Source organism: Mycobacterium sp. (assembly GCF_049585075.1).
GTDB lineage: Bacteria > Actinomycetota > Actinomycetes > Mycobacteriales > Mycobacteriaceae > Mycobacterium.
The window spans coordinates 1-3,871 of the sequence record NZ_JBAUZA010000263.1; the positions used below are offsets into that span (position 1 = coordinate 1).

General features: G+C 65.1%; 5 protein-coding genes. 4 read left to right on the forward strand and 1 reads right to left on the reverse strand.

Annotated features, from left to right (window positions below; all coding sequences use genetic code 11):
- The first annotated feature begins 157 nt into the window (after positions 1 to 157).
- Genes WB785_RS12410 through WB785_RS12425 form a run of 4 tightly spaced genes read left to right on the forward strand, consistent with a single transcriptional unit; the run spans position 158 to position 3,561 of the window.
- On the forward strand, positions 158 to 709 hold the full coding sequence (locus WB785_RS12410; protein ID WP_424079531.1) for an alpha/beta fold hydrolase: 552 nt from the start codon (positions 158 to 160) through the stop codon (positions 707 to 709).
- Positions 703 to 2,058: a glutamine synthetase family protein gene (locus WB785_RS12415; RefSeq protein ID WP_424079532.1), complete on the forward strand. Its 1,356-nt coding sequence runs from the start codon at positions 703 to 705 to the stop codon at positions 2,056 to 2,058. The genes WB785_RS12410 and WB785_RS12415 overlap by 7 nt, the downstream gene beginning before the upstream one ends.
- On the forward strand, positions 2,009 to 2,782 hold the full coding sequence (locus WB785_RS12420; RefSeq protein WP_424079527.1) for a gamma-glutamyl-gamma-aminobutyrate hydrolase family protein: 774 nt from the start codon (positions 2,009 to 2,011) through the stop codon (positions 2,780 to 2,782). Before WB785_RS12415 ends, WB785_RS12420 begins: the two co-directional genes overlap by 50 nt.
- A gap of 5 nt (positions 2,783 to 2,787) precedes the next feature.
- Positions 2,788 to 3,561 (forward strand): 3-oxoacyl-ACP reductase, encoded by a 774-nt coding sequence (locus WB785_RS12425; protein ID WP_424079534.1) that lies wholly within the window; start codon positions 2,788 to 2,790, stop codon positions 3,559 to 3,561.
- Between the two features lie 9 nt (positions 3,562 to 3,570).
- On the opposite strand, the gene WB785_RS12430 is transcribed toward WB785_RS12425, so the two are convergent.
- Positions 3,571 to 3,871, reverse strand: a 301-nt coding sequence (locus WB785_RS12430) for a PE/PPE C-terminal domain-containing protein (RefSeq protein ID WP_424079529.1), incomplete at its 5' end; no start/stop codon positions are given.

Sequence of the window (3,871 nt, forward strand, 5' to 3'; positions counted from 1 at the left end):
ACCGTGGTCAGTCAAAAGCTTTCACAAAGGCCGTTCCTGATCGTCGCTGTTCTATGTTGCGAGAACGTTTCCAAATGAAACTGTGCTAACTAACTGCGCGAAAACGGCCCGCGCGCGGGCCCATTGACTGTAATTTGCTCTAGTGCCTTCGACGATGATGACAACCGTCGACGGGTTCCCAATCCAGGTGAGTGATACCGGTCCGGACCAGGGCTCCGTCGTGGTGTTGCTGGGTGCCGCGCAGCGCGCACCCGCCGCCTACGACGCGGTCTGCGAGCGCCTGCACACCGCGTCGCTGCGGACGATTGTCGTGGGCCCAGACCCGCGCCTGACGCCCAAGTCGGTCGTGGGCATTCTCGACGTGCTTGACATCAACTGGGGTGTGCTGGTCGGCGACCGAGTCGGCGGCGAGTTGGCGTGGGAGTTGGCCGCGACCAGGTTGGACCGATTCACTGGTCTGGTGGCCATCGACCGCGGTCATCCACGGGTCGCCGATGCCACCGGAGTAATTCGCGACGACCACTGTCCGCCGGTCGAGATCAACACAACCGCACTGGTCAGCACCCCGGCTGCGCAGGCGGTGGCCCGTGCCAGCCAGCGATTTGTTTATGGCGATTACCGCGTCGTGGAGTTGCTTGCCCGGCGCAATGCGCACGAGTCGACCGCCCAGTTGGCCGCCGAGATCGTCCTGCGCACCAGCACCTGGTGACCAAAGACGAGCTGGAGCGGCTGGTAGCCGCCGGTGAAGTCGACACCGTGATCGTCGCTTTCACCGACATGCAGGGCCGGCTCATGGGCAAGCGGATCGCGGCGCGGTTCTTCCTCGATGAGGTGGCCGAACACGGCGCCGAGTGCTGCAATTACCTGTTCGCCGTCGATGTCGAGATGACCACCGTCACCGGCTACGCGATGTCGAACTGGGACGCCGGCTACGGCGACATGGTGATGCTGCCGGACCTGACGACGCTCCGGCTGATTCCGTGGCTGCCCGGGACAGCCCTGATACTGGCCGATTTGGCTTGGCACGACGGCAGCCCGGTCGAGCCGGCACCGCGTCGCGTCCTGCGTCGTCAACTTGACCGGCTGCATCAACGCGGCCTGCGCGCCTACGTCGGCACCGAACTGGAATTCATGGTTTTCGACGACACGTATCGGCACGCCTGGGCGAGCGGTTATCGCGGGCTGGCGCCGGCCAGCGACTACAACATCGATTACGCCGTCATGGCATCCACCCGCATCGAGCCGCTGCTGCACGATATCCGCCAGCAGATGGAAGGTGCCGGGCTGCGCTGGGAGGCTTCCAAGGGCGAGTGCAACAAGGGGCAGCAAGAAATCGGGTTCCGCTACGACGAGGCGCTGGTCACCTGCGATAACCACGGCGTCTACAAGAACGGGGCGAAAGAAATCGCCGACCAGCACGGCAAGTGCCTGACCTTCATGGCGAAATACGATGAGCGCGAGGGCAATAGCTGCCATATCCACATGTCGCTTCGGGCCACGGATGGGTCCGCAGTATTCGCCGATGAGCAGCAGCCATTCGGCATGTCACCAATGTTTCGCAGCTTCGTGGCCGGCCAGTTGGCCACATTGCCAGAGTTGACGATGCTTTATGCGCCGAACATCAACTCCTACAAGCGGTTTGCCGATCGCAGCTTCGCGCCTACCGTGGTGGCGTGGGGATTGGACAACCGGACCTGTGCACTGCGCATCGTCGGTCGCGGCGACAATATGCGGGTGGAATGCCGGGTGCCCGGCGGTGACGTCAACCAGTATCTGGCCGTGGCGGCGCTGATTGCCGGTGGGCTGCACGGTATCGAGCACGGCTTGGAGTTGCCCGAGCCGTGCTCGGGCAATGCCTATCAGGCTGCCGGCGATGTCGAACGGCTTCCCGGCACGCTCGCCGAAGCTTCGGCACTTTTCCAGGCATCGACTGTCGCCCGGCAGGCGTTCGGGGAGAATATCGTGAGCCACTACGTCAACAGCGCCCACGTCGAGGTGGCGGCATTCAATGCGGCGGTCACCGACTGGGAGAGGGTGCGCGGGTTTGAACGTTTCTAGACCGCCGGTGATCGGCTTGACCACTTATCTGGACCAAGCGCAGATGGGCGTGTGGGAGGTTCGCGCCAGCTTTCTGCCGGCCGTCTACTTCCAGGGCGTCATCGCGGCAGGCGGGGTGGCCGTGCTGCTACCGCCACAGCCGGTCGATCCCGACATCGCCGAGCGGGTCGTCGACGGCTTGGACGGGCTGCTCATCACCGGCGGCAAGGACGTCGACCCCGGCGCGTATGGCCAGCAGCCACATCCGGCCACCGACCAGGCCGGCCGTCAGCGCGACGCCTGGGAATTCACGCTGCTGGACGCGGCGCTGCGGCGCGAGCTACCCGTGCTGGGTATTTGTCGGGGCGCCCAGGTGCTCAACGTCGCGCTGGGCGGCACGCTGCATCAGCATCTGCCTGACGTCATCGGCCACAGCGGGCACCGGGCGGGCAACGCGGTGTTCAGTCAACTACCGGTGCGCACCGTCCCGGGTACCCGGTTGGCCGCATTGGTTGGTGAATCCGTCGACGCGCAGTGCTATCACCATCAAGCCATCGCCGAACTCGGCAAGGGTCTGATCGTCAGCGCGTGGGATGCCGATGATGTGATCGAGGCGCTGGAACTGCCTGGGGAGGGCTTCGTGCTCGCCGTGCAGTGGCATCCGGAAGAGAGTCTGGACGACCTGCGACTGTTCTCGGCGATCGTGGAGGCAGCGCGTTCATATGCGAGCGGACGGGTGGGCTGATGGGGATGGATCTGAGTCGACGGCTGGCCGGCAAGATCGCAGTTGTCACCGGCGGAGGGGGCGGTATCGGCTTGGCGTCGGCGCGGCGGTTGCACGCCGAGGGAGCCGCCATCGTCGTAGGCGACATCGACAAGCAGAGCGGTTCGGCCGCCGCCGACGAACTGAGCGGTTTGTTTGTCGGAGTGGACGTTTCGGATGAAGCAGCGGTCAACATATTGTTCGACACCGCGGCGGACGCCTACGGCTCGGTCGACATCGCGGTGAACAATGCGGGCATTTCGCCACCGGAAGACGAGCTGATCGAGAATACCGAACTGCCGGTGTGGCAGCAGGTGCAAGACGTCAACCTGAAATCGGTTTACCTGTGCTGCCGGGCGGCGTTGCGGCACATGGCGCCTGCGGGCAAAGGTTCGATCATCAATGTGGCGTCGTTCGTCGCGGTGATGGGATCGGCTACCTCCCAGATCTCCTATACCGCGTCCAAGGGTGGGGTGTTAGCGATGTCACGGGAGCTCGGCGTGCAGTTCGCTCGCCAAGGAATTCGGGTCAACGCACTGTGCCCCGGGCCGGTGAATACCCCACTGTTGCAAGAGCTTTTCGCCAAGGATCCCGACCGTGCGGCTCGGCGGCTGGTGCACGTGCCGATGGGCCGATTCGCCGAGGCCGACGAAATCGCCGCAGCTGTAGCCTTTTTGGCCAGCGACGACGCCTCGTTCATCACCGCGGCGTCGTTCTTGGTCGACGGCGGTATCAGCGCGGCTTACACCACCCCGCTCTAGGGGGGCCGGCTACCCAGCGGCCGGCGGGTGGGCCACCACCATCGGGCGGAAGCCGTATTTGGGAGCGACGGCGCTGAGGTGGCTTGCGGCTGCACCGGCAGCCGGCATTCCGGGCATGCCGGGCACCGGGGGAGGGGCGCTGATCGGAGCGCCTCCTAACAATGGGGAAGCAGGGCTTGTCACCGGCGCGATCGCATCCCAACTCGGCGGCACGGCCAGCGCTCCGATCGCCGCACCGCGACCTAATGCCGCTGACACCGCGCCGCCAACACCTCCCAGCCCGCCAGTGGGGAATGCCACGGCGCCACCG